24 protein-coding genes, 2 pseudogenes and 1 riboswitch are annotated in these 21,434 nt (G+C 71.5%); of the genes and pseudogenes, 14 read left to right on the top strand and 12 right to left on the bottom strand.

The genetic code is table 11. From position 1 onward, the window contains the following. The 5 genes from KIK06_RS00520 to KIK06_RS00540 are packed head-to-tail and all read left to right on the top strand — an operon-like array spanning position 1 to position 2,105. Positions 1-318, top strand: a complete 318-nt coding sequence (locus KIK06_RS00520) for a hypothetical protein (RefSeq protein ID WP_268641463.1) — start codon at positions 1-3, stop codon at positions 316-318. A 46-nt stretch (positions 319-364) separates the two neighbouring features. Beyond that, a complete protein-coding gene (locus KIK06_RS00525; protein ID WP_017601956.1) occupies positions 365-538 on the top strand; it encodes a hypothetical protein in 174 nt (57 codons plus the stop codon). Positions 539-570: 32 nt separating this feature from the next. After that, positions 571-906 (top strand): hypothetical protein, encoded by a 336-nt coding sequence (locus tag KIK06_RS00530; RefSeq protein WP_442789813.1) that lies wholly within the window; start codon positions 571-573, stop codon positions 904-906. Position 907: 1 nt separating this feature from the next. Continuing rightward, on the top strand, positions 908-1,513 hold the full coding sequence (locus KIK06_RS00535; RefSeq protein WP_268641464.1) for a DUF6286 domain-containing protein: 606 nt from the start codon (positions 908-910) through the stop codon (positions 1,511-1,513). 1 nt (position 1,514) lies between these two features. Continuing rightward, positions 1,515-2,105, top strand: a complete 591-nt coding sequence (locus KIK06_RS00540) for an alkaline shock response membrane anchor protein AmaP (protein ID WP_268641465.1) — start codon at positions 1,515-1,517, stop codon at positions 2,103-2,105. A 180-nt stretch (positions 2,106-2,285) separates the two neighbouring features. On the opposite strand, the pseudogene KIK06_RS29305 reads toward KIK06_RS00540, so the two are convergent. Continuing rightward, positions 2,286-2,393: pseudogene (locus tag KIK06_RS29305) on the bottom strand (L-serine ammonia-lyase, iron-sulfur-dependent, subunit alpha); the annotation flags it as partial. 115 nt (positions 2,394-2,508) lie between these two features. Between KIK06_RS29305 and KIK06_RS00550 the strand changes: the two are divergent. Both KIK06_RS00550 and KIK06_RS00555 read left to right on the top strand, forming a co-directional pair. After that, positions 2,509-2,760 carry a type II toxin-antitoxin system Phd/YefM family antitoxin gene (locus KIK06_RS00550; RefSeq protein WP_268641466.1) on the top strand — a complete coding sequence of 84 codons (252 nt, stop codon included), beginning with the start codon at positions 2,509-2,511 and terminating at the stop codon, positions 2,758-2,760. Continuing rightward, positions 2,753-3,013, top strand: a complete 261-nt coding sequence (locus KIK06_RS00555; protein ID WP_268641468.1) for a type II toxin-antitoxin system RelE family toxin — start codon at positions 2,753-2,755, stop codon at positions 3,011-3,013. The genes KIK06_RS00550 and KIK06_RS00555 overlap by 8 nt, the downstream gene beginning before the upstream one ends. Before the next feature lie 19 nt (positions 3,014-3,032). Here KIK06_RS00555 and KIK06_RS00560 read toward each other — a convergent pair. Continuing rightward, positions 3,033-3,131: pseudogene (locus KIK06_RS00560) on the bottom strand (hypothetical protein); the annotation flags it as partial. Between the two features lie 87 nt (positions 3,132-3,218). Here KIK06_RS00560 and KIK06_RS00565 point away from each other — a divergent pair. Both KIK06_RS00565 and KIK06_RS00570 read left to right on the top strand, forming a co-directional pair. Then, the gene (locus KIK06_RS00565) at positions 3,219-3,413 is read left to right on the top strand and encodes a hypothetical protein (RefSeq protein WP_017601963.1); all 195 of its coding nucleotides are present in this window, start codon (positions 3,219-3,221) and stop codon (positions 3,411-3,413) included. Next, on the top strand, positions 3,414-3,824 hold the full coding sequence (locus KIK06_RS00570) for a type II toxin-antitoxin system death-on-curing family toxin (protein WP_268641470.1): 411 nt from the start codon (positions 3,414-3,416) through the stop codon (positions 3,822-3,824). Between the two features lie 7 nt (positions 3,825-3,831). Here the strand turns inward: KIK06_RS00570 and KIK06_RS00575 are convergent, their stop codons facing one another. The 4 genes from KIK06_RS00575 to gcvT form a co-directional block, all read right to left on the bottom strand. Further along, positions 3,832-5,244, bottom strand: a complete 1,413-nt coding sequence (locus KIK06_RS00575) for an L-serine ammonia-lyase (RefSeq protein WP_268641472.1) — start codon at positions 5,242-5,244, stop codon at positions 3,832-3,834. 73 nt (positions 5,245-5,317) lie between these two features. Next, a complete protein-coding gene (glyA, locus tag KIK06_RS00580) occupies positions 5,318-6,589 on the bottom strand; it encodes a serine hydroxymethyltransferase (RefSeq protein WP_268641473.1) in 1,272 nt (423 codons plus the stop codon). Between the two features lie 7 nt (positions 6,590-6,596). Further along, entirely contained in the window at positions 6,597-6,977 is a 381-nt protein-coding gene (gene gcvH / locus KIK06_RS00585) for a glycine cleavage system protein GcvH (RefSeq protein WP_268641474.1), read from the bottom strand. Between the two features lie 155 nt (positions 6,978-7,132). Continuing rightward, entirely contained in the window at positions 7,133-8,248 is a 1,116-nt protein-coding gene (gene gcvT, locus KIK06_RS00590) for a glycine cleavage system aminomethyltransferase GcvT (protein ID WP_268641475.1), read from the bottom strand. 143 nt (positions 8,249-8,391) lie between these two features. After that, positions 8,392-8,492, bottom strand: a riboswitch (glycine riboswitch). Positions 8,493-8,640: 148 nt separating this feature from the next. On the opposite strand from gcvT, the gene blaOXA reads away from it, so the two are divergent. Continuing rightward, the gene (blaOXA, locus tag KIK06_RS00595; protein ID WP_327084616.1) at positions 8,641-9,570 is read left to right on the top strand and encodes a class D beta-lactamase; all 930 of its coding nucleotides are present in this window, start codon (positions 8,641-8,643) and stop codon (positions 9,568-9,570) included. Between the two features lie 104 nt (positions 9,571-9,674). Here blaOXA and KIK06_RS00600 read toward each other — a convergent pair whose 3' ends face one another. Together KIK06_RS00600 and KIK06_RS00605 are read right to left on the bottom strand one after the other, a co-directional pair. Further along, positions 9,675-10,736: a 3-deoxy-7-phosphoheptulonate synthase gene (locus tag KIK06_RS00600; protein WP_017599802.1), complete on the bottom strand. Its 1,062-nt coding sequence runs from the start codon at positions 10,734-10,736 to the stop codon at positions 9,675-9,677. A gap of 200 nt (positions 10,737-10,936) precedes the next feature. Further along, the gene (locus KIK06_RS00605) at positions 10,937-12,655 is read right to left on the bottom strand and encodes an AMP-binding protein (protein ID WP_268641476.1); all 1,719 of its coding nucleotides are present in this window, start codon (positions 12,653-12,655) and stop codon (positions 10,937-10,939) included. Positions 12,656-12,805: 150 nt separating this feature from the next. On the opposite strand from KIK06_RS00605, the gene KIK06_RS00610 reads away from it, so the two are divergent. Further along, complete coding sequence (locus KIK06_RS00610) at positions 12,806-13,696, top strand: DUF4429 domain-containing protein (RefSeq protein ID WP_268641477.1); 891 nt, start codon at positions 12,806-12,808, stop codon at positions 13,694-13,696. A 116-nt stretch (positions 13,697-13,812) separates the two neighbouring features. Beyond that, entirely contained in the window at positions 13,813-14,769 is a 957-nt protein-coding gene (gene pip / locus KIK06_RS00615) for a prolyl aminopeptidase (protein WP_268641478.1), read from the top strand. Positions 14,770-14,836: 67 nt separating this feature from the next. Here the strand turns inward: pip and KIK06_RS00620 are convergent, their stop codons facing one another. Beyond that, positions 14,837-17,038, bottom strand: a complete 2,202-nt coding sequence (locus KIK06_RS00620) for a DUF4153 domain-containing protein (RefSeq protein ID WP_268641479.1) — start codon at positions 17,036-17,038, stop codon at positions 14,837-14,839. A 351-nt stretch (positions 17,039-17,389) separates the two neighbouring features. Between KIK06_RS00620 and KIK06_RS00625 the strand changes: the two genes are divergently transcribed. After that, positions 17,390-17,581: a ferredoxin gene (locus tag KIK06_RS00625; RefSeq protein WP_017599797.1), complete on the top strand. Its 192-nt coding sequence runs from the start codon at positions 17,390-17,392 to the stop codon at positions 17,579-17,581. Here KIK06_RS00625 and KIK06_RS00630 read toward each other — a convergent pair. Further along, on the bottom strand, positions 17,565-18,830 hold the full coding sequence (locus tag KIK06_RS00630; protein ID WP_268641481.1) for an NAD(P)/FAD-dependent oxidoreductase: 1,266 nt from the start codon (positions 18,828-18,830) through the stop codon (positions 17,565-17,567). The genes KIK06_RS00625 and KIK06_RS00630 overlap by 17 nt on opposite strands. A 48-nt stretch (positions 18,831-18,878) precedes the next feature. After that, positions 18,879-19,859, bottom strand: a complete 981-nt coding sequence (locus tag KIK06_RS00635; RefSeq protein WP_017599795.1) for an asparaginase — start codon at positions 19,857-19,859, stop codon at positions 18,879-18,881. A 282-nt stretch (positions 19,860-20,141) separates the two neighbouring features. Between KIK06_RS00635 and KIK06_RS00640 the strand changes: the two genes are divergently transcribed. Continuing rightward, positions 20,142-21,056, top strand: a complete 915-nt coding sequence (locus KIK06_RS00640; RefSeq protein WP_268641482.1) for a 3'-5' exonuclease — start codon at positions 20,142-20,144, stop codon at positions 21,054-21,056. Here the strand turns inward: KIK06_RS00640 and KIK06_RS00645 are convergent. Further along, entirely contained in the window at positions 21,037-21,321 is a 285-nt protein-coding gene (locus KIK06_RS00645; RefSeq protein WP_268641483.1) for a hypothetical protein, read from the bottom strand. The genes KIK06_RS00640 and KIK06_RS00645 overlap by 20 nt on opposite strands. Between the last annotated feature and the right edge of the window lie 113 nt (positions 21,322-21,434).

Consider the following 21,434-nt stretch of genomic DNA (forward strand, 5'->3'; position numbering starts at 1 on the left):
GTGGGCGAGGACGACGAACCGGCGGAGACCGCCGCGCGCCTGGCCGAGGCCGCGCTCTGCTTCCCGGACGTGGTGGGGCTGTCCGCGGGAGCGTTCGGGACGATCAGCACTCCGGCGCGCGGCGGATTCGTCCACGGCGTCGCGGTCCGGTCGGGGGCGGTCGAGGTCGGGCTCGTCGTGCGGTTCGGGAGGCCGATCCCGGGGGTCGTCACCGAGGTACGGGACGGGTTGGGGCCGCTCTCCGGAGGACGCGCCGTCCACGTGTTCGTGGAGGACGTGGTGGCAGGGCTCGGAGGGGACGCGCCGTCCGGTGGCTGAGGTCGCCGCGGGCGCTGGAGGCGGTTGGACACGAGAGGGGGAGGCCATGTGGCCGATCGTGGGGTTGGCGTTCGGGACGGTGCTGGGTCTGGCCGGGGCGTTCGGCGGGTTCGCGGCCTTCGGTCTGGTGCTGGGCCTGGGGATCGCCGGGTTCGTCGCGGGGCGGGCGGTGGAGGGCGAGATCGACCTCGCCCAGGTGTTCACGCGGCGCTCGGCCTAGGGGCGCGTGTGGAACGGTGGCGCGACGGGCGACTGACGGTCCCGCGGCAGCGGAGCCGGCCGGGGCCGGAGGGCGTCGTCGGCCGAGACCCCGGAGGACGGACGGGCATCCCGCCGCGCGTGGTCGAGCGGGTCGCGTTGCAGGCGATCCGGGAGGTTCCCGGGGCCGAACCCGCCCGGTCACGTGTGGCCAGGGCCCGGATGGGCGGCGGCGTCGTGCGGTTGCGGCTGCGGATCGTGGTGCGCTACCGGGATCCGGTGGGCCGGGTCGCCGGACGGGTGCGCTCGCACGTCAGGGAGCGGGTCGAGTGGGCCACGGGAGGACGGGTCCACCACGTCGACATCGAGATCACGGAGTTGGTGCGCTGACATGACCACCGTGGAAGAGGCCCTGGGCCGTCCCGACCAGGGAATCGACCGGCGGGCGAAACGCGTGGCGGTCCACACGTTCCGTCCTCGCAGGTCCTGGCCCGCGGTGATGACGGGGGCGGTGATCCTCGTGCTGGCCGTGGTGTCGGCCGCCGAGGTCATCTCCGCCCTGGCGGGCAGCCCGCTGCGGATGATCCCGGTCGGGGCGGCGACGGACTACGCGGAGACCACGACGTGGTCCGAGCCGTCGGTCCAGATCGCCTCGGCGGTGCTCGCCGCGATCGGGCTGGCCCTGATCGTCATCGCGTTGGCCCCCGGCAACGGGCGGTGGACCGCGCTGCGCACCGACGACCCGGCGCTGGTGGTCGGGTTGACCCGCCCGGCCCTGCGCCGGACGGTGTCGTCGGCGGCGCAGGAGGTCAGCGGGGTCGACTCGGTGCACGTGGTGCTGAGGGGGCAGCGGATACGGGTCCACGTGCGCACGGACACACCCGACTGGGAGGGGCTTCCGGCCGAGGTGACCGCGGCCGTGGAGCGCCGGTTGGAGGAGTTGGCTCCGCTGCGCAGCATGCGGATCGTCACGCACGTGCGCTACGCGGAGGACTGACATGGGTCGGGACATGAACCGCCGGTCGGCCAGGGGCAACCGCGTGGGCCTGCTGGCCGTCGGGTTGCTGTTGATGATCGTCGGTCTGGCGGCGCTGGCCGCGGGCCGGGGCGTCCTCGGGCCGGACCTGGCCGGGGAGGCGATCGCCGGTACGCGGGTCAGGGAGCTGCTCGACCAGCGGTGGGTGCCCTACGCGGCGGTCGCGGTGGCCTTCCTCTCCGGGTTCCTCGCCCTGCGGTGGCTGCTGGTGCAGGGCATGAACGACACGGTCGGCAGGGTGGTGCTCGACCACGGCCCGGGCGGGCGCGTGGAGATGAGCGAGAGCGTGGCGCGCGGCGCCCTCGAACAGGAGGTCGCCGAGTACCCCGGGGTACGTCGGGCGCGGGCCCGGCTGACCGAGTCGAGCGAGGCGCCGCACCTGCGGCTCGCGCTCCTGCTGGAGGAGGACGCGGACGTGACACGGGTGTGGGAGCGGGTGCGCTCGGAGGCGTTGGCGAACCTGGGCGAGGCGCTCGACCTGGAGCGGATCCCCACGGTCATCCGGATGTCGGTGGCCGCCCCGGCGCGGGTTCCGCGCCGCGGCCTGGCGTGAGGAACGCCCGGCCCCCGAAGCGGGAAGGAGGCCGCCCGCTTCGCCGACGACGACCTGCGCGTCGACATCCTGTGCGGACGCGGGGACTCCCCCACCTGGTACCGGATCAGCGGTCTGGTGCCGTCCGGGGGCGGCTGAGAACGGTTTTCCACGCGGTCTCCTGAACCGCGAGGTCCGTCGGCACTCGATGACGTTGACGGCCAGGCCGCCGCGCGAGGTCTCCTTGTACTTGTCGTGCATGTCGCGGCCGGTGTCCCTCATGGTCCTGATGGCCTTGTCCGGGGAGACGGATCCACACGCGGGAACCGGGGTGGCGGTCGTCAGGGCCGTGGGAGGCCTCCACCGCAGTATCCGGTTCGCCTGATACATTGTGTACACAAAGTTCATTGGTTACTCTGTAGCCATGAATGACACAATCTCCTCCAGAGAGTTTCGAGCTCACCTCGCCGAGGTCATCGACCGCGCGAGAGCCGGTGATACCACGGTCGTCACCCGCAATGGCAAGGCCGTGGGAGCGTTCGTTCCCATGGAGGTCCTGGAGAAGGCGCGACGGAGCGACGAGGACGAGCTCCGGCGGCTCATCGAGGAGCGTCGGGACTCGCCGCTGGTATCCATGGCCGAGGTGATGGCGGAGACGCTCGAGCGCGATGACTAAGTACGTCACGGCCTTCAAGGTCGAGGCCCAGGCCGAGCTTCGGAAGATACCCCGTGATCAGGCCATGTCGATCCTGCGGAAGCTCGCCGAACTCGAGACGGATCCATTCGCGTTCGGCACCAAGGCCCTCGTGGGGATTCCCGGGCACCGGCGGCTCCGTGTCGGCGACTACCGCGTGATCTACACCGTTGACCAGGGGCGACTCGTCGTCGTGGTCGTTCACGTCGACCATCGGTCGACCGTCTACGATTGACGGAGCGTGTCGTCGGCCCTCAGCACTCGATGACGTTGACGGCCAGGCCGCCGCGCGAGGTCTCCTTGTACTTGTCGTGCATGTCGCGGCCGGTGTCCCTCATGGTCTTGATGACCTTGGCGGGTGCGATGGTCAACAACGCCTGTGCGGTCACTCCTGACGGATGTAACCTGGTACCAGGTTAGGTACCAAGTGGGGTGGGAGTATGCCTGCGCTGAACATCGAATTCTCCGAAGAAGAGATGGAGCAGATCCGCCAGGCGGCCGCGGCTGAGTCGACCAGCGTCAAGAAGCTCGCCAAGGAGAGTGTCCTCGACGCGATCCAGCGTCGTCGGGTTATGGAGGCAGCAGCGCGGGTGACCCGTGTCTCCGCTGAGCTGAACCGGAGGCTCGCCCAGTAGATGCCCTCAGACGCCGTCATCTATCTGAACGCGTCCCTCATAGTCGAGATCACCACCCTCACCCTGCGACAGAACGAGCAGGGTGACGCGGTGGTACGGGACTACGGGCTCCTTGAGAGCGCGACACATCGTCCGCGCTCGTCATCGTTCGGCGTGGAGCACTATCCGGGGCTGTTCGACAAGGCCGCAGCACTCATGCACTCCCTCGCTCGGAACCACGTGTTCGTCGACGGCAACAAGCGGGCCGCGTGGAACTGCGCGGCCACCTTTCTGGAGGTGAACGGGGCTCCGTTGATCGAACCCGTCGACGAGGACAGGGCGGAGGCGTTCGTCCTCGACGTCGCCACGGGAAGGCTCGGCGACATCGAGGACATCGCGGCGGCCCTGCGCACCTTCCACGTGGTGGCCTGAGACGCCCTCAGCACTCGATGACGTTGACGGCCAGGCCGCCGCGCGAGGTCTCCTTGTACTTGTCGTGCATGTCGCGGCCGGTGTCCCTCATGGTCTTGATGACCTTGTCCAGGGAGACGAAGTGGCTGCCGTCGCCGCGCAGCGCGATCCGCGCCGCGCTGATCGCCTTCACCGAGGCCAGCGCGTTGCGCTCGATGCACGGCACCTGGACCAGTCCGCCGATCGGGTCGCAGGTCAGCCCCAGGTTGTGCTCCATCGCGATCTCCGCCGCGTTCTCCACCTGGGCCGGGGTCCCGCCCAGCACCTCGGCCAGACCGGCGGCCGCCATCGACGACGCAGAACCCACCTCGCCCTGGCAGCCGACCTCGGCCCCCGAGATCGACGCGTTCTGCTTGAACAGGATGCCGATCGCCGCCGCGGTCAGCATGAACCGCACGACGCCCTCGTCGCCCGCGCCCGGGCTGAAGTGCAGGTAGTAGTGGAGCACCGCGGGAACGATCCCCGCCGCGCCGTTGGTCGGGGCGGTCACCACCCGGCCCCCCGCCGCGTTCTCCTCGTTGACGGCCAGGGCGTACAGCGTGATCCAGTCGCTGCCGCGCATCGGGTCGGAGTCCACCGAGGCGGGCGGCAGCAAGCCCGAGTCGTCGCACACCCCGCCCAGCTGTCGGTACAGCCGGTGCGCCCGGCGCGGCACCTTCAGCCCCCCCGGCAGGCTTCCCTCGGTCAGCACGCCGCGTCGCACGCACTGGCGCATCGCCGTCCAGATCGTGAGCAGTTCGGCCCGGATCTCCGCGGTGGTACGGCCGAACGCCCGCTCGTTGGCGAGCATGATCGCACTGATCGACATCCCGGTCTCCGCGCAGAGGCCGAGGAGTTCCTCAGCCGTGGCGAAGGGGTGGGGCTGCGCGGTCTCGTCCACGGTGATCCGGTCGGCACCCGCCGCCCGCTCGTCGACGACGAACCCGCCGCCCACGGAGTAGTACACCTTCGCCGAGATCTCGGCGCCGACCGAGTCCAGCGCCACGAACCGCATGCCGTTCGGGTGGTCCGGCAGGCTCTCCTTGCGGCGGAAGTCGACGTCGACCGCCGGGTCGAACGCGACCGCCGGCCCCTCCGGGCCGCCCAGGGACAGCGTCCGCTCAGCACGCGTCCGCTCCACGAGCGCGGGCACCGCGTCCACGTCCACGTGTTCGGGCGTGTGTCCCATCAGCCCCAGGATCACGGCGGTGTCGCTGCCGTGCCCCTTGCCGGTGAGGGCGAGGGAGCCGTACAGCTCCGCCCGCACGTGCGCCACAACGGACAGCTCGCCGCGCGACCGCAGACCCTCGACGAAGGTCAGGGCCGCCCGCATCGGGCCGACCGTGTGCGAGCTGGACGGTCCGATACCGATGGTGAACAGGTCGAAGACACTGATGGCCATGGCTGTCCTCCTCGTCGAGCACAGGTGTGGCGTGTGGGCCGCGCGGGGCGCGCTGCGCCCCGCGCGGTGGGTGTTACAGGTTGGGGTAGAGCGGGTGCTGGTCCGCGAGCGCCCGCACACGGCCCCGCAGGGCCTGGGCGTCGAACTCGGGCTTGAGCGCCTCGGCGATGATGTCGGCGACCTCGGCGAAGTCGTCCTCACCGAACCCGCGGGTGGCCAGCGCCGGGGTGCCGATCCGCAGACCCGAGGTCACCATCGGCGGACGCGGGTCGTTGGGCACCGCGTTGCGGTTGACCGTGATCCCCACCGAGTGCAGCCGGTCCTCGGCCTCCTGGCCGTTGATCGCCGAGTCCACCAGGTCCACCAGGACCAGATGCACATCGGTGCCCCCGGTCAGCACCCTGACCCCGACCTCGGCCATGTCCGGGCGGGTCAGCCGCTCGGCGAGCAGTCGGGCGCCGGCCACCGTGCGGTGCTGGCGCTCGGCGAAGTCCTGGCCGGCGGCGACCTTGAGCGCGACCGCCTTGGCGGCGATCACGTGCTCCAGCGGGCCGCCCTGCATGCCCGGGAACACCGCGGAGTTGATCTTCTTGCCCAGCTCCTTCCTGGCCAGGATCAGTCCGCCGCGCGGGCCGCCCAGGGTCTTGTGCGTGGTGGTGGTGACCACGTCGGCGTGCGGGACCGGGTTGGGGTGCTCGCCGGCGGCGACCAGGCCCGCGAAGTGGGCCATGTCGACCATGAGCAGGGCGCCGACCTCGTCGGCGATCTGGCGGAAGCGCGCGAAGTCGAGCTGGCGCGGGTAGGCCGACCAGCCCGCCACGATCATCTTGGGCTGGTGTTCCTTGGCCAGGGCGGCGACCTCGTCGTAGTCGACGGTGCCGTCCTGGGGGCGCACGTGGTAGGCCACGGCGTTGAGGATCTTGCCCGAGTAGTTGATGCGCATGCCGTGGGTCAGGTGGCCGCCGTGGGCCAGGTCCAGGCCCAGGATGGTGTCGCCCGGCTTGAGCAGGGCGAAGTAGACCGCGGTGTTGGCCTGGGCGCCCGAGTGGGGTTGGACGTTGGCGTGCTCGGCGCCGAACAGGTCCTTGGCGCGGTCGATCGCGAGCTGCTCGACGACGTCGACGTGCTCGCAGCCGCCGTAGTAGCGGCGCCCGGGGTAGCCCTCGGCGTACTTGTTGGTCAAAACGGTGCCCTGGGCTTCCAGGACCGCCTGCGGAGCGAAGTTCTCCGAAGCGATCATCTCCAGGGTTTCGCGCTGGCGCGCCAGCTCGGCGTCGACCGCCGCCGACACCTCCGGGTCCAGCTCACTGAGGCTCTGGTTGAGCACGGTCTTGTCGGTAGCCATCGGAGGCCTACTCCTCATCCTTGGTCAGAGCCTGGTACTCCTCGGCGGAGAGCAGGTCGGAGGGTTCCCCGGAGACCCGTGCCCGGAACAGCCACCCTTCCTCGTAGGGGCTGGAGTTGACCGTCTCCGGTGTGTCTTCGAGGGCCTCGTTGACCTCGACGACCTCACCGTTCACCGGCGAGTAGATGTCGCTGACGGACTTGGTGGACTCCACCTCGCCGCAGGTCTCCCCGGCGGTCACCTCGGTGCCCGCCTCGGGGAGCTCGACGTACACGATGTCGCCCAGCGACTCGGCGGCGAACTCCGTGATCCCGACGGTGGCGACACCGTCCTCGATCCGGACCCACTCGTGTTTGTCGGTGTAACCCAGCTCCGTGGGAACGCTCACTTCGACTCTCCTTGGAGATATACCTTCATCCTGCCGTGCGCGCGTGCGGCGCCCCGGCCCGGCCTACGCCTGGTCACACCCCGTACGTGCCGGTCCCCGGGTCGGGGATCCCGCCGTGGGGGTGGGTGGGCCCCAGGGGTGTGGGGCCCGGGCTGTCACGACTGCCGCTTGTAGAACGGCAGCTCGACCACGTCGACGTCCTCACCGCGTCCGCGCACGTCCACGGTGAACGCGCCGGTCGTGGTGTCGAGGTCGCCGTCCACGTAGGCCATGGCGATGGGGCGGCCCAGGGTGGGTGAGGGCGCGCCACTGGTGATGGTGCCGACGACGGCGCCGTCGCGCAGGACGTCCTGGCCCTTGCGCAGCGGGCGGCGGCCGCGGGAGGCGAGGCCGATGAGGCGGCGTTCGCGCGCGGTGCGCGCGGATTCCTCCAGGGCGGCGCGGCCGACGAAGTCACCCGGCTTGTCGAACTTGACCACGCGGCCGAGACCGGCGTCGAAGGGGGTGAGGTCGGCGGTGAGCTCCTGCCCGTACAGCGGCATCCCCGCTTCCATGCGCAGGGTGTCGCGAGCGGAGAGTCCGGCGGGGACCAGACCGTACTCGGCGCCCGCCGCCATGAGGGTCTTCCACACGTGCGGGGCGCGGTCGGCGGGGCGGATGAAGATCTCGAACCCGTCCTCGCCGGTGTAGCCGGTACGGGCGAGCAGCACGGGGACCCCGGCCACGGTGTGCTCGTAGCCCGCGTAGTAGCGGATCCCGTCGAGCTCGGCGTCGGTGAGCGGGGCCAGGATGTCCACCGCGCGCGGGCCCTGGACGGCGATCAGCGCGTATTCGGCTGACTGGTCGGTGACCTCGACGTCGAAGGCCTTGGCCCGTTCGGTGAGGGCCTCGGCGACCACGGACACGTTGGCCGCGTTGGCCACGACGAGGTACTCCTCCTCGCCGAGGCGGTAGACGATGAGGTCGTCCAGGACTCCGCCGTCGGCGGCGGTGATCATGGTGTAACGGGCGCGGCCGACCTTCACCTTGGACAGGTGGCCGACCAGGGCGTGGTCGAGGGCCTCGGCGGCTTGCGGCCCGGACAGGTGGATCTCACCCATGTGGGAGAGGTCGAAGAGCCCGGCGGCCTCGCGGACCGCCGTGTGCTCGGCGGTCTCGCTGGCGTAGCGCAGCGGCATGAGCCATCCGGCGAAGTCGACCAGGGTCGCGCCGGATTGTTCGTGGATCTCGCGCAGCGCTGTCGCGCGGGGCGCGGACGCGGGCTCTGACATGGGCACTCCCGAGAGGATGGGCGTCTGTCGTGTGTGGCGTTGCCATCCTCCCCCTCTGTCATCTGTGCCTGAGAGCTTCACCACGTGCTCGGCGTGGCTTGCACCTTCGGCGAGGGACGCGTGTCCCTGCTTTCCAGAGTGGTCTCGCCCGTACGGTCCACTGTGCCTGAGAGGTTTCATCGGGGAGGGATTGCTCCTTCGGCGGCCCACATTGGCTACGCGGGCGCTCTCCCGTACGGGGTCAGCAACATGATCAGCCTAGCAGTGGCCGCTCTCGGCTCCCAAGGGTGGCCGAGGTCTTACACGGCGCGCGGCCGAAACCTCCCTACCGCGGGGGCGCAGCCGTTAGCTTGGGTTCGGTGGAACGGGAACCGACGCGTGGGGAGGCGCGAGTGGGTACCGACATCGGGTGGGGGAGACGGACGGCGGTTTCGGGCCGTCGGGTGGTGCTGACGGTCGCGGCGGGTGCGGTGACCGTTCTGGTGGGAGCGGCGTGCTCCACAGTGGTTCCGGAGACCGCGGGTCACGTCCGCGGCGACGCGCGGCCCGTCGACCGGGCGGGTGGCGACGTTCCCTCGGTGGAGCGGGAGGACCTGGAACGGGTCTTCGACGAGGCGGGGGTGGAGGGCACCTTCGTCCTCTATGACACGAGTGAGCGGTCGGCCATCGTCGTCGATCCGCAGGAGGCCCACCGCCGCAGTGTGCCCGCGTCCACGTTCAAGCTGGTCAACTCGGTGATCGCGTTGCAGGCGGGCGCGGTTGCCGACGTTGACGAGGTCGTCCCCTACGGCGGTGAGCCGCAGCCGGTCCCGGAGTGGGAGCGGGACATGAGCATGCGTGACGCCCTGCCCGCGTCCAACGTGCCCGTCTACCAGGAGATCGCGCGCAGGGTCGGTCGTGACCGGATGGCGGCCTGGGTGGACCGGTTCGACTACGGCAATCGCGAGATCGGCGGCGCGGACGCGGTGGACCGGTTCTGGTTGGAGGGTCCGCTGGAGGTCACCCCCATGGAGCAGACCGTGTTCCTGGCGAGCCTGGCCCGGGCTGAGCTGCCGGTGGAGGAGCGGCACCAGCGCGCCGTCCGCGAGATCGCGATGGTCGACGAGGTCGGTGACCACGCCCTCTTCGCCAAGACCGGATGGGGCGGGACCGTGGACCCGTCGCCGGGGTGGTGGGTCGGCTGGGTCGAGTACGGGGACGATGTGCACACCTTCGCCCTGCGGGTGGACATCGAGGACGAGTCACAGCTGGAGCTGCGTGAGCGGGTCGGTCGGGAGCTGCTGGTCGAACTCGGTGTGCTGCCGCCGGAGGCCGCCGCCTGATGTGTCCGGCGGTGGGTCGCCGCCCCGCGTGTTCGTGACACGGTGTGGGCCCGGCGCGCGCCGGGCCCACACCGTGTCTTCGCGGCGTCCGCGTCCGACCTGGCTCAGGCGGCGTTCTTGCGGCGCTGGCGCACGGCTTCGGCCAGCTCGGAGAGCACGTGCTCGGTGGTCTCCCAGCCCATGCACTTGTCGGTGATCGACTGGCCGTAGGTCAGCGCGGCCGGGTCGCCCAGCTTCTGGGCGCCCTCCACGATGAAGCTCTCCAGCATGACGCCGATGATGCCGGTCTGCCCCCCGGCGACCTGCTCGGCGATGGCGGAGGAGACACCGGGCTGGCGGGTGTGGTCCTTGCCGCTGTTGGCATGGCTGGCGTCGATCATCAGCCGGCGCGGCAGGCCCGCTCGGCCGATGACGTCGAGCGCGGCCTCGACCGGCTCGGCGTCGAAGTTGGGGCCGCTCCGTCCGCCGCGCAGGATGACGTGGCAGTCGGGGTTGCCTTCGGTGACCACGACCGATCCGGCGCCGGTCGGGTCGACGCCGAAGAACGTGTGCGAGGCCGCGGCCGCGCCGACGGCGTCCACGGCGACCTGAACGTCGCCGTCGGTGCCGTTCTTGAAGCCGACCGGGGTGCTCAGCCCGCTGCTCAGCTGGCGGTGCACCTGGCTCTCGGTCGTGCGGGCGCCGATCGCGCCCCAGGTCACGGCGTCGGCGATGTACTGGGGCGTGATCGGGTCGAGGAACTCGGTGCCCGCGGGCAGTCCCAGAGAGTTGATGTCCAGCAGGAGCTGGCGGGCGATGCGCAGGCCGTGGTGGACGTCGTAGGTGTCGTTCAGGTGCGGGTCGTTGATCAGGCCCTTCCACCCCACGGTGGTGCGCGGCTTCTCGAAGTACACGCGCATGACCACGCACAGGTCGTCGCGCAGGGAAGGCACGAGGCCGATCAGGCGTCGGGCGTAGTCCATCGCCGACTCGGGGTCGTGGACCGAGCAGGGTCCCACGACGACCAGGAGGCGGTCGTCCTCTCCGTCGAGCACGCGCTTGACCTCGGCGCGCGACTCCTCGACGAGGGAGTTGCGCTCGTGGCCCAGGGGCAGTTCCTTGAGCAGGTCCCCGGGGGCGATGAGTGGCTGGTAACTCGCCACCCGTGTGTCGTTGGTGCTCGGCATCGTGTTCCCCTCGGTCCCTCGGTCGGTGCTGGCTGTCGCCGCGACTGACAGTAGCGCGGCCCGGGCCGGTCGAACGCGGTCGTGTGGGGTGTCGGCGTCGCACACGGGATGGGAAACACCACACGGACGAGACACGGAAAAGATTCGTCTCACTATGTGGGACGGAAATTCCTGAGTCCATTCCGCTCCGGGGGCGCAGATCAGTCCTTCAGCCCCGGAAGATCCTCTTCCCAGAACTCGCGCTGGTTGCGCTGGCCGTCGGTGACCGTGCCGCGCTCGGCTTCGGCCCGCCGTAGTTGTACACGTCGGATCTTACCCGAGACGGTCTTCGGAAGATCGGTGAACTCCAGGCGGCGCACCCTCTTGTAAGGGGAGAGACGCTCTCGGGAGTAGGTCAGGATGGCGCGGGCCGTGTCCGCGTCCGGGGGCACGCCCTCGGCCAGGGCGATGTAGGCCTTGGCCACTGACAGGCGCAGCGGGTCGGGGGAGGGGACGACCGCGGCCTCGGCGACGAATTCGTGCTCAACGAGCACACTTTCGAGTTCAAATGGTGAGATGCGGTAATCCGAAGCCTTGAACACATCGTCGATCCGGCCGATATAGGTAATGTAGCCGCGCGGGTCCCGGGCGGCGAGGTCACCGGTGTGGTAGAGGCCGAGCCGGGTCACGTCACGGGTCATGTCGGTGCCGTCGGCGTACCCCGTCATCACCCCCACCGGGTCCCCGGACAGGTCGACGCAGATCTCCCCCGTCTCGGTCCTCTCGTCGGTGGTGGGGTCGGTGAGCACGATGTCGTAGCCGGGCAGCGGGCGGCCCATCGACCCGGGCACGACGGACTGCCCGGGAGCGTTGCCGACGAGCATGGTCGTCTCCGTCTGCCCGAACCCGTCGCGGACGGTGATCCCCCAGGCGTCGCGCACCTTGTCGACCACCTCCGGGTTGAGTGGCTCGCCCGCGGCGGCCGCCTCGCGCAGCCGCACGCTCCAGGAGGTCAGGTCGGTCTGGATGAGCATGCGCCACACCGTGGGCGGCGCGCACATGGTGGTCACGCCACAGCGGACGACCTGGTCCAACAGCCGCTCGGGGTCGAACCGGGCCTGGTTCACCACCAGGGAGGTCGCCTCGGCGTTCCACGGGGCGAACACACTGCTGTAGGCGTGCTTGCCCCAGCCGGGGGAGGAGATGTTCAGGTGGATGTCGGCGGGCTGGACGCCGAGCCAGTACATCGTCGACAGGTGGCCGACCGGGTAGGAGCGCTGGGAGTGGGAGACCAGCTTGGGCCGGGAGGTCGTGCCGGAGGTGAAGTACAGCAGCAGGGGGTCGTCGGCGCCGACCGGGCGCGGCGGCGTGAAGTCCAGGGCGGCGTGCTCCGAGTCCGGGTAGCTCAGCCAGCCGTCCATGTACCCGACGCAGACGCGCGTCCAGTGGCCGCGCAGGTGCGCGAACTTCTCGGTCTCCGCGGGGGAGCACACCACGTGCGCGACGTCGCCCCGGTCCAGCCGGTCGACGAGGTCGCTCTCGGTGAGTATGGGCGCCGTCGGGCAGACGACGGCACCGAGTTTGATCGCCGCGAGTGTGGTCTCCCACAGTTCGACCTGATTGCCGAGCATGAGCATGATCCGGTCGCCCGGGTGCACGCCCTGGCCGATCAGCCAGTTGGCCACCTGGTTGGAGCGCTCGGACAGGTGCTGGTAGGTGTACTTGGCCTCGCTCCCGTCCTCCTCGACGATCCACAGCGCGGTGCGGTCGGGGATGGTCTCGGCCAGCGCGTCGAAGTAGTCCAGGGCCCAGTTGAACCGGTCGGGCCGGGGCCAGCTGAACTCCCGGTGCGCTCTGGGCTGGTCCTCGCGGTGCCGGAGCAGCAGGTCACGGGCGGCCCGGAACTCCGCCGCGCCCTCGGCGGCCCTCTCTTTCGACATCGTCGGCGACCTCCGGTTCGGGATCCGCGGACGGGGTGGCCCGTCCGCGCGCTCGGCCCGCGTGGGGCGCTGTGAACGGTGTGCCCAGCAGGTCCTACCCGGTAAGCGCGCGGGCGACGCCTGCGGTCCGCGCGCCCTACCATGGGCCGCATGGAGGAACTGCGCGGACACCACGGAACCTGGCGATTCGACGGGCAGACGGTTCGGCTCGGGTTTGACTCGGGGCGCAGGGTCCCCACCCTGTTCAAGCACCTGGGGGAGTGCGCGGTTCCGCTGGCGGCGGTGCGTGAGATCGAGTTCGACCGCGGCGACCGCAAACGCGGGTGGCGGCTGCGGCTGCGGCTGGTCGACGGCGCCGACCCGTACGCGAACCTGGGCGTGCCCGGCCGGGGCGGAACGTCCCCGCTCCTGCTCACCGGGCCGCACGACAGGGAACTCGTCGCCGAGTACGTGGCCGACGAACTCACCTCCACCGTCCGCCTGGCCAGGGAGACCGCCGACGGTGTCCCCGACCCGCGACAGGTGGCCCGGGGGCTGGTCGCCCGCCTGCCGTTCCAGGCCCGCACAGCCGAGGGGTCGGCCACTTTCGACGGCACCCGTGTCCGGATCCAGTGGGACGGCCTGATGGCCGGTTCGGCCAAGGAGAAGGAGAAGGCGCGCGAGTTCCGGCTCACCGAGATCGCCGAGGCCCGCTGGCTCCCGCCGGTCGACCTGACCGAGGGCCTGCTGCGCATCGAACTGCGCGGCGTGACCGTCTCGGAGGCCACCGACATCGAGCACGACTTCTTCACCCTCGCCTCCCACGGCACCAAGGGCGGTGACGAGACCCTCCTCATGGCGGCGACCATCAACGCCCACCTCACCCCGTCCCCGGTTCCGGAGGCGGCGGCACTGCCCGGGGCCGGTCCGTCCCCCTCGACCGAGCAGGACGCGGAGACGATCTTCGCCACCATCCGTGAACTGGGACGGCTCCACGCCGAGGGGCTGCTCACCGACGAGGAGTTCGGTGCCAAGAAGGCCGAACTCCTCGGACGCCTCTGACGGTGTCCGTACGGCCTCGGCCGGGAACCGGGGCGTGGAGGACCCGCCCCCCTCGTATGTCTGTTCTGCCCGCCGGACGACCGTCCGGCGGTTCGCACTCGGAAAGGTCACAAGCCTTGCGCACCCTGTACCCGTCCATCGAGCCGTACGACTCCGGAATGCTCGACGTCGGCGACGGAAACCGCGTCTACTGGGAGCTGTGCGGCAACACCGCGGGCAAGCCCGCGGTGTTCCTGCACGGTGGCCCCGGCGGGGGCTGCAACCCCGCCCACCGGCGGTTGTTCGACCCGGAGCGGTACCGCGTCCTGCTGTTCGACCAGCGCAACTGCGGTCGGTCCGTCCCCCACGCCAGCCGGATGGACTCCGACCTGTCCGCGAACACCACGTGGACGCTGGTGGAGGACATGGAGCGTCTGCGCGAGATGATCGGCGTGCGGACGTGGCAGGTGTTCGGCGGGTCCTGGGGTAGCTGCCTGGCGCTGGCCTACGCGCAGACCCACCCCGAGCGGGTCAGCGAGCTCATCCTGCGCGGGATCTTCACCCTGCGCGACGAGGAGCTGCGCTGGTTCTACCAGCAGGGTGCGTCCATGCTCTTCCCGGACCTGTGGGAGTCCTACCTCGCGCCGATCCCCGAGGAGGAGCGCGACGACCTCATCGCCGCCTACGAGCGGCGCCTCAACGACCCCGACCGCGACGTGCGCCTCGCGGCCGCCCGCGCGTGGAGCGTGTGGGAGGGGTCCACGGTCACCCTGCTGCCCAACGAGGAGATCCGCAGCCAGCACGCCGACGAGGACTACGCGCTGGCGTTCGCGCGGATCGAGAACCACTTCTTCTCCAACCGCGGTTTCCTGACCCCGAACCAGCTCATCGACGGCGCGGAGAAGATCCGGCACATCCCCGGGGTGATCGTGCAGGGGCGCTACGACGTCTGCACACCCGTCCACACCGCCTACGACCTGCACAGGTCCTGGCCGGAGGCGGAGTTCCACATCGTCGACGACGCCGGGCACGCCTACAACGAGCCCGGCATCCTCGACCGGCTCATCGAGGCCACGGACCGCTTCGCCGGTTAGCGGGCCGTCCGGGTTCCGGGCGCTCGTCGCCCGGAACCCGGAGCGCGGCCGTCGCCGCCGACGGGTGTCAGGGACGGTAGGAGTCGATGCAGTTCGCGTTGAACTGGTCGACGTAGTCGAACGGCCCCGCTTCCGCCAACAGCCGCCGTCCCTGGCTGCGGGACAGGTTCCACGACGCGAGGCCCCCGTGGTCGGGGCGCTCCAGGCGGTCCTGGAGCGCCAGGAGCGCGCAGACCCGGTCGTCCTCCTCCAACTCGATGAGTCCGGGGACCGCGTCGGCGGACAGGGTGTCCAGGTACCAGGTGTCGACCGTGGTCAGGTCGAGGTCCTGGTGGCTCTCGGCGATGCGCAGATCCGGGTTCCCGTAGGCGAACACGGCCAGTGCGACCGCGGAGAGTGCGACCGTGGCACGCGGGAGCCAGGTGGTGGAGCGGCCGAGCGTGTTGACCAGACCCGCCACCATGACCAGGACGAACACCGCGCCGCTCCACAGGATCCACGCCTCGGCGCCGGCCCGCATGCGCGTCAGCCCGAAGACGTCGATGTAGAGCTGGAGCCGCATCATCGCCGAGGCGAGGATGACGAGGGTGAGCAGGCACAGCAGACCGAGCAGGACGTTGCGCGTGGTGCGCACGGCCCTCTCCCGGGCCGGGACCAGCGCCGTGGTCAGGGCGATGACGCCCAGGACCAGGAAGCTGACCACGACGAGCTGGAAGAAGCCCTGCCGGGCGTACTCGGCGTAGATGAGCCCGGTGACCGACTGGACGTAGTCGTCGCCGCCGAACATCACCGCGCCCTGCACCGCGACGAACGCCGTGAACAGCGCGATGAGGGAGCCGAGCGGGATGCTCCAGACCCACATCGGCCAGTTCGGTCCGGACTCGGGGGGTGGGACCGGCCCGTAGCGGGGCGCCGGGCGCCGCCGGGCGGCCAGGACGGCCGAACCCGTGAAGAGGACGGTCAGGGCGCCGCCGAACAGGCGGGAGACGACCGTCCCGAGGTCCATGTTCTCGAACGGTCGGGCCAAGTAGTTGGCGAACACGGGGTCGGCGAAGGCGAGGAGCACGCCGAAGACGGTCAGCAGCAGGGCGGTGACGACCGCGGTGAGCACGGCGGGGGCCACGAGCCCTCGGGCCCGGCCGGAGCGCAGGGGGCTGAACAGCAGGCGCGGGCTCGCCGGAAGGTGCCGGAAGAGCGCCAGGCTCCCGACGAGCACGCTGACGGGGCCGCGCCGGGAGGCGGGGTTGTGGACGGCGAAGGCCAGCGAGGCCAGGAGGAGGGCGCCGGTCAGTGTCCACACGAGGACCCAGCCCGCGTCGCGGACGGCGGCGGTGGCCAGCAGCACGGCGGCGAGCACGCCGAAGACCGCCGACCAGGCACGGCTGTGGCGTTCGGGTTCCGGTTCGGGGACGGGCACCACGGGTGGGGGAGCCTGGGCGGTTCCCCAGGGGGCGGGCGCGGCCCGGTGGGGGTGCTGTCGCGGGTACGGCGGCCAGGGGGAGTGTCCCCACGCGGTGTTGTACGCCTGGGCGGGGTGGGGGCCGTGGGCGGGGTGGGGCGGGTGTCCCGGGGAGGGCCAGGGGGCGCCGCCGGGTCCCTGGGGGCGGTGCGGCGGGTTCGCCCGTTCGTTCCCGGCGGCCGCGCCGGGCTCGGAGGTTTCCCGGGGCGTGTCCGTCCCGTCGCCCTTCCGGGGAGTGGCGGTCTCGCCGGTCGTCTGGGAGTCCTCGGAATTCGTCGCCTCCCGGGCCTCGGCGGCCTCACCGGCATCAGTGCCCCCGGGAGCTTCGGGGGTGGCCGCGTCTGGTTCGGGGGGCTCCGGTGCCACGGTGGCGGCTTCGTCGGTCGCCTGGGAGTCCTCGGGGTCCATCGCCTTCCGGGCCTCGGCGGCCGCTCCGTGTCCTCCGGCCTCGGCCGTTGATTCCGCCCCCTCGGCTCCCGTGCGTTCCAGGGGACCAGCGGACTCCTCGGACCCGGCGGCCGCGTCGTGGCCGTCTGCCTCGCCGGGTTCGGATGCCGTGTCCGGTTCGGGCTCCTCCGCGGGGGTGTCCCCGTCGAGGGCCTCCCGTGCCGTCGCGGCTTCGTCGGTCGGCTGGGAGCCCTCGGGGCCCGTCCGGGCCTCGGCCGACTCCTCGGAGTCGTCCTCCGTGAGGGCGGGCCGCGCCATGAGGGCGGCGAGCGCCGTCAGCCCCGCCGCCACGCCGGTGATGACCAGTCCGATCCCTGGTCGGTTCAGCGTGGCGAGCAGAGCGGCGACGACGCCGACCGCCACTACCGCGACGGGGAGCCAGCCCGGCGGCCGGGGGAGCGGGGGCCTCGGTCTGCGGTAGGACGGGTGGACGAGCGGATCATAGGGCGAATAATCCGACGGCGCCGCCACCGGGGGTCGGGGCCCCAGCCGTGCTTCTTCTGATGTGCCTTTGTAGGCGGTCAACGCGTCCCCTTCCTCGTACGGGGCTCCTGGGCCCCGTGGGATTGTGGGAGGTAGGACCGCCCAAACGGGGAGAAGGTTCACACGGCGCGCCCAAGGCACACCCCCTCGGGGGCCGCGGGCCTCGTGGGCCGGGGCCCGGTGCGGCATTAGAGTCGAGGCACCCGCAATCCGCGCGAGGAAGGGACAGTCATGCGAGTCGAGGTCGACTTCGACCAGTGCGAGAGCAACGCCCTGTGCATGGGAGCGGCCCCCGAGGTCTTCGAGGTCCGCGACGACGACTATCTCTACCTGCTGACCGAGGAGCCGTCCGCCGAACTGCACGAGAAGGTGCGTGAGGCCGCGCGCCTGTGCCCCAAGCAGGCCATCACCGTGAAGGAGTAGCCCCCGCGGCGGTCAGCGCCTCATCCCATGGCGTGGGCTTCTCCAGCAGGCCCCGGTACCGCATGGTGCGGGGCGTTGACCGCAGTCCCAGCACCCCGGTGAGCATCCCGTCCCGGCCCAGGAAGGCCACGAACTTCCGGTCCTCCGCAGATCCGTGCACGAAGGCGACCTCATCGGCGGGTGCGCCCTGCCCCAGCAGCTGGATCTTCATCTTGTATTGGTCCGACCAGAAGTAGGGGACCGGGGTGAAGGGGGTCCGGCCCGTGCCCGCGAGGAGGTTGTTCGCCGCCGCCGCGCCCTGTTGGCTGGCGTTCGTCCAGTGCTCCAGCCGGATCCGGCCACCGTAACGGGGGTGCGGCCAGTTCGCCAGGTCGCCGACGGCGTACACGCCGGGCGCGGACGTCGCGGAGAACTCGTCGCAGACCACCGCGCCGTCGGCGAGCAGTTCCACACCCGAACCGCGCAGCCACTCGGTGTTCAGGTGGACGCCCAACCCGGCCACCACGAGGGACGCCTCGATCGACGACCCGTCCGCCAGCCGGACGCGTTCGACGCGGTCGGCGCCCTCGAACCCGGTCACGCCGACCCCGAGGCGCACGTCGACCCCGTTCTCCCGGTGCAGTTCGGTCAGGATCCGCCCGATCCTCGGGTCGATCACCCGTGTCAGCGGCGTCGGCGCCGCCTCCACCAGGGTCACCTCCATACCCACGGCACGGGCGCTGGCCGCCACCTCCGCTCCGACGAACCCCGCTCCGACGACCACGAGGCGCCCACCCGAGTCGAAGGCCGCGCGTACGGCCTCGGCGTCGTCGAGGGTGCGCAGGACGTGCACGCCGCCGAGGGGCGTGTCGGGGCGTCGGGCCCGCGCACCGCTCGCGATGACGAGGCCGTCGTAGCGCACGGTCCCGCCGCCCTCCGGGCCGGTCACGTCGATCTCACGGGCCCGGGCGTCGAGCCCGACCGCCCGGGTGTTCAGGCGGAGGTCCAGGTCCAGGGCGTCCACGTCGGCGTCGTCGCGCAACCGGAGGGAGCGGTGGCCCACGAGCCAGCCGGGCCCGCCGTTCGACGGGTCCATCCCGACCCCGGTCAGGACCTCCTTGGACAGCGGGGGCCGCGAGTAGGGGCGGTACGGTTCCTCACCGACCACCGTGAGCCGTCCGTCGAAGCCCTGTTCCCGCAGGGCCTCCGCGGCGTGCAGCCCCGCCATACCGGCGCCGACGATGACGATGTCCTTGAGGGTGTCCGGCACTGTGGTGCCCTTCCGAAGTCGAGTCCCACCGGGGGTCGGATGTCCGGTCTACAGCGCGCGGACCTCCCCGACGGGCGCGCCGCCGCCGTAGATCTCGACGCGCAGCCGGTCCTGGACGGGGGAGACGTCCACGCCGATGGTGCGCAGCGCGTTGAGTGCGACCAGGGTACGCGCCCGCTCCTCGGCGTCGCCGTCGCTGATCTTGACCGCGACGGTCTCGCCGGTGGGCGCGCCGATGAGGTGTACCCCGTCCGCGCCGATCTTGGCCACCGCCCCCGGAACCCGGGTCATCAGCTCGGTGTCGATCCGGTCGGTACCCGACACGTACTCCGGGTGGGCGCTCATGGCGTCGGTGACGGCGCGTTCCCGGCTGCCCTCGGGGGAGGTGCGCATCCGCCACAGGCCGCGGGCCAGTCCGGCCAGGGAGACGGCGAGCTGGGGAGCCCCGCAGCCGTCGACGGCGGTGTGCGCGACGTGCTCCCCGGTCAGTTCCTCGATGGTCTCGCGGACGAGAACCTGGAGGGGGTGGCCGGGGTCGAGGTAGTCGTCGGTGCTCCAGCCCCGCTCGACGCAGGCGGAGAGCATGCCCGCGTGTTTGCCGGAGCAGTTCATGAGGAGGCGCTCGGGCTCGCGGCCCGCCCGCAGGAACGCGCGGCGCGCGGCCCGCCCGCCGGGGATGTCGGCGGGGCACCGCAGTGCGTCGGGGGTGAGACCGGCCTTGGCGAGGATGCGCTCGGCCTCGGCGGCGTGCAGGTCCTCGCCTCCGTGACTGCCCGCGGCGATGGCCAGGGAGGGGCCCTCCAGCGGGGCGCCCGCGCGCAGCATGGCCAGGGCCTGGAAGGGCTTGGCGGCCGAGCGGGGGAACATCGGCTGGTGGACGGGCCCGCGCGCGACCGCGATCCGTCCGGTCGCGGACAGGGCGACCACCGCGCCGTAGTGGACGCTCTCGCGCATACCGGAGCGGGTGGCCTCGGCGAGGGGCACGTACTCCGGGTGCGGGCTCAGCGTCGGCTGCGGGGTGTCGGTCATGCGGGCTCTCCTCGCCGTTGAGGTTCAGGTGCGCGGGGAGTGTCCATGTTTCTGTGGACACGACTAAGAACGTTACATAATCAGCCTTTCTTCCGGTCGCGGGGTGGGATCGACCACTCCGTCGGCCTCTCGTTCCCGCTCACACGTGTACCCCGGCCACACGCGGCCCGGTCGGCTCCTCGGACGGCCGTGGTACCGGTGCGCACGGGGAGTAAGGTCGGTTCGAGCACGGACCGGTCCGGACACCGGTGGATCGGCGGTGACGAGGAAGTGGAGCACGCGATGGGAACGCTGCGAATGGGCGCGCTGACCCGGAGACGGGTCGGCCTGCGGGCGGCGGACCTGGAGTACGCGGTGCTCGACACCGAGACGACGGGGCTGGACCCGAGCACGGGTGCGCGCGTGGTCGAGATCGCCGTGGTGCGCGTGCGCGGTGACGGAACGGTGATCGAGGAGTTCAACACGCTGGTGGACCCGCGTGCCGAGGTGAGCGGGCACGAGTTCCACGGCATCGGCGACAGCGACACCGTCGGCGCCCCCACCTCGGCCCAGCTGGTGCCCAAACTGACCGAACTCATCTCCGGCGCGGTCGTGGTCAGCCACAACCTGGACTTCGAACAGCGTTTCCTGGCCTCGGAGTTGATCCCCGCGGGGCTCCCCGCCGGCCAGTCCGGCCTGTGCACGCTGCGGGCCCTGCGTTCCCAACTCGACCTGGGGCGGTACTCGCTCGCCCGGGCCTCCCACGCGCTCAGCGGGGACTGGCCGACCGGTCAGCACACCGCTCTGGGGGACGCCCGGGCCTGCGCCAAGCTGCTCGCGGAACTGCTGACCAACGCCCCCGGCGAACTCCGCTACAGCGGTCCCGAGCCGCGGATTCTCCCGATCTCCGGAACGGGAGCCGCCTCCGCCTCCGTGCGGTGGAAGCCGCGCACGAACGCCGTGCCCGGCGGCCTCGCGCCACTGAGCCCCTGGTCGTCGTCCTGGCGGGCGGTGGAGCTGGACGCGCAGCTGTGCGGGGGCGCGTTCGACGCCCGGGCCCGGGCGGAAGCGGAACTGGCCGCTCACCGCGACAGCCGCCTGCGCGCGCGGCTGGCCACGGCCGCGGCGGTGACGGGCGGGGTGGCGGCCACGGCCGTCGGCGGGCTGCTCGTGCGCATGGCGGGGGAGTTCGGCGGCCTCAGAGGCCGGAGAGGGTGAGGAAGAACGCCACGATCAGCGCGCTTCCCCCGACCGCCGTGCACAGGGCGCGTCCCTGTTCGGTGAGCCGCGCCGAGACCAGCCGGACCCGGGGGCGAACGCCGGCCCGGGGCCCGGTCGCGGCGCGACGGGTCGCCGTGCCCCCACGTGCGGGCGCGGCGCCGCGCCCGGTGGTGGGACGGCTCGGCGCCACGTAGCGGGGCACCTTGTTGAACAGCGCGAGCGACACCAGGGCGGTGCCGAACAGGATCAGCACGAGGGACACGTCGGGGAGGGCCTCACGACTCGGCGGGGTGGTCGGGCGCCCGGGAGGGGCGGGCAGCCCGATTCTTACCGAAGGCGCCGACACGTCGCGACTCGGTCCGCCTGGGAGGGGTT

It is taken from the genome of Nocardiopsis sp. EMB25 (genome assembly GCF_026797795.1).
Lineage (GTDB): Bacteria > Actinomycetota > Actinomycetes > Streptosporangiales > Streptosporangiaceae > Nocardiopsis > Nocardiopsis lucentensis.

Excerpts from the sequence above, each read along its gene's own strand:
- KIK06_RS00550 (WP_268641466.1), top strand. The coding sequence starts at position 2,509 with ATGAATGACACAATCTCCTCCAGAGAGTTTCGAGCTCACCTCGCCGAG.
- KIK06_RS00540 (WP_268641465.1), top strand. The coding sequence starts at position 1,515 with ATGGGTCGGGACATGAACCGCCGGTCGGCCAGGGGCAACCGCGTGGGC.
- glyA (WP_268641473.1), bottom strand. The coding sequence starts at position 6,589 with ATGGCTACCGACAAGACCGTGCTCAACCAGAGCCTCAGTGAGCTGGAC.
- KIK06_RS00610 (WP_268641477.1), top strand. The coding sequence starts at position 12,806 with ATGGAGGAACTGCGCGGACACCACGGAACCTGGCGATTCGACGGGCAG.
- KIK06_RS00535 (WP_268641464.1), top strand. The coding sequence starts at position 908 with ATGACCACCGTGGAAGAGGCCCTGGGCCGTCCCGACCAGGGAATCGAC.
- KIK06_RS00605 (WP_268641476.1), bottom strand. The coding sequence starts at position 12,655 with ATGTCGAAAGAGAGGGCCGCCGAGGGCGCGGCGGAGTTCCGGGCCGCC.
- KIK06_RS00565 (WP_017601963.1), top strand. The coding sequence starts at position 3,219 with ATGCCTGCGCTGAACATCGAATTCTCCGAAGAAGAGATGGAGCAGATC.
- KIK06_RS00570 (WP_268641470.1), top strand. The coding sequence starts at position 3,414 with ATGCCCTCAGACGCCGTCATCTATCTGAACGCGTCCCTCATAGTCGAG.
- KIK06_RS00600 (WP_017599802.1), bottom strand. The coding sequence starts at position 10,736 with ATGCCGAGCACCAACGACACACGGGTGGCGAGTTACCAGCCACTCATC.
- KIK06_RS00640 (WP_268641482.1), top strand. The coding sequence starts at position 20,142 with ATGGGAACGCTGCGAATGGGCGCGCTGACCCGGAGACGGGTCGGCCTG.
- KIK06_RS00555 (WP_268641468.1), top strand. The coding sequence starts at position 2,753 with ATGACTAAGTACGTCACGGCCTTCAAGGTCGAGGCCCAGGCCGAGCTT.
- KIK06_RS00625 (WP_017599797.1), top strand. The coding sequence starts at position 17,390 with ATGCGAGTCGAGGTCGACTTCGACCAGTGCGAGAGCAACGCCCTGTGC.
- KIK06_RS00635 (WP_017599795.1), bottom strand. The coding sequence starts at position 19,859 with ATGACCGACACCCCGCAGCCGACGCTGAGCCCGCACCCGGAGTACGTG.
- KIK06_RS00575 (WP_268641472.1), bottom strand. The coding sequence starts at position 5,244 with ATGGCCATCAGTGTCTTCGACCTGTTCACCATCGGTATCGGACCGTCC.
- gcvT (WP_268641475.1), bottom strand. The coding sequence starts at position 8,248 with ATGTCAGAGCCCGCGTCCGCGCCCCGCGCGACAGCGCTGCGCGAGATC.
- KIK06_RS00525 (WP_017601956.1), top strand. The coding sequence starts at position 365 with ATGTGGCCGATCGTGGGGTTGGCGTTCGGGACGGTGCTGGGTCTGGCC.